The following is a 1,137-nucleotide window of genomic DNA, read 5'->3' on the forward strand; positions in this document are numbered from 1 at the left end:
TTTCCTTCTGAGCCGCAGCGGTCAGGCTCAGAGGTGTTCATGCTGCATTTGCGAGGGCTTCTGGTTGGTCACTTCCGGAAAGGGCTCGAAGGCGGCATTCGAGTCTCTTTGTCAGATGTCCGGTTTGGCATGTGGAACGGAAGTTGCGGCTCATCGCTTCAACATCTCGTCCACCGCTTCTTCGGCCAACCCCAGCACCTTCGCCGCTTCCCGCAGCATCCACGCGCCGGATGGCAGCTTGGCGACTTCGTCTCGGTCAGCCCATATCTCATGCGCCCATGCCCGGCGGTCGCCGGGAATGAAGGTCTCAACGCCGGTTTTGCGTCCTCTGCGCTCGGGCATGAAGCTTCATTTTCAAGTCTGAATGTGATAGAACAAAACACGAACAATAGATCGGTGGTAAGCCATGTCGAACCGAAAAAGCGGACGGAAATCGGAAGGTAGAAACCCGGACGGCACGTTTGCTCCAGGCAATCCGGGCAAGCCCAAGGGAACCCGCCACAAAGCCACAAGGGCTGTCGAGCATCTTATGGATGGGTCTGCCGAGGCAATTACACAGAAGGCTGTCGATATGGCACTTGAAGGAGACACGACAGCCCTGCGCCTCTGCATGGAGCGGATTGCACCGCTCCGGAAGGATGCACCCGTCAACTTCGACTTGCCGACGATGAGCAACGCTCAGGAGGCGGCCACAGCCGCGTCCAGCATTCTAAGGGCAGTTTCTGAAGAACAACTCACCCCGCTCGAGGGCGCCTCTGTGATGGGCCTGATCGAGAATTATCGGCGGGTACTGGAGACGACAGAAATCGAAGACCGGCTGGCAGCTCTGGAGGCAAAACAATGACCGCCAGGAGTTTGGGCCGAAGGCTGCAGCGCCTTGAGGCGAAGACTGGGGAAGCAATGCGCTACGTCGTCGTTTGGGAAAGCATGTCTGAAGAGGAGAAGGCTGAGTTCATTCGGAGCCAGGAGGCAGAGCATGGTGAAGAGATAAACTTTCTGTTCGTCACCACTGGCGTGCCACGCGACGAAAGCAACGCTGACCGGGAAAAGGGCCTAGTCAGCACAAGTCATGATCCATGACTATCAGGTCTCTTGTTTTCAGTATGCTTTCGGCATTCACGTCCCTGCTTGCGGGAA

General features: G+C 57.0%; 3 protein-coding genes. 2 read left to right on the plus strand and 1 reads right to left on the minus strand.

Annotation, left to right across the window (positions count from 1 at the left end):
- Window positions 1-150: 150 nt before the first annotated feature.
- Window positions 151-342, minus strand: a complete 192-nt coding sequence (locus tag ACKLNI_RS00500; protein ID WP_413717031.1) for a hypothetical protein — start codon at window positions 340-342, stop codon at window positions 151-153.
- 64 nt (window positions 343-406) lie between these two features.
- Here ACKLNI_RS00500 and ACKLNI_RS00505 point away from each other — a divergent pair, with 64 nt between their 5' ends.
- Together ACKLNI_RS00505 and ACKLNI_RS00510 are read left to right on the plus strand one after the other, a co-directional pair.
- The gene (locus tag ACKLNI_RS00505; RefSeq protein WP_413717032.1) at window positions 407-844 is read left to right on the plus strand and encodes a DUF5681 domain-containing protein; all 438 of its coding nucleotides are present in this window, start codon (window positions 407-409) and stop codon (window positions 842-844) included.
- Window positions 845-900: 56 nt separating this feature from the next.
- On the plus strand, window positions 901-1,080 hold the full coding sequence (locus ACKLNI_RS00510) for a hypothetical protein (protein ID WP_413717033.1): 180 nt from the start codon (window positions 901-903) through the stop codon (window positions 1,078-1,080).
- Window positions 1,081-1,137 lie beyond the last annotated feature (57 nt).

It is taken from the genome of Silicimonas lutimaris (assembly GCF_047314965.1).
In the GTDB taxonomy this organism is placed as follows: domain Bacteria; phylum Pseudomonadota; class Alphaproteobacteria; order Rhodobacterales; family Rhodobacteraceae; genus JAVJUV01.

What these genes read in the sequence shown, in the direction of transcription:
- ACKLNI_RS00510 (WP_413717033.1), top strand. Translation starts at nt 901, where the DNA reads ATGCGCTACGTCGTCGTTTGGGAAAGCATGTCTGAAGAGGAGAAGGCT.
- ACKLNI_RS00500 (WP_413717031.1), bottom strand. Translation starts at nt 342, where the DNA reads ATGCCCGAGCGCAGAGGACGCAAAACCGGCGTTGAGACCTTCATTCCC.
- ACKLNI_RS00505 (WP_413717032.1), top strand. Translation starts at nt 407, where the DNA reads ATGTCGAACCGAAAAAGCGGACGGAAATCGGAAGGTAGAAACCCGGAC.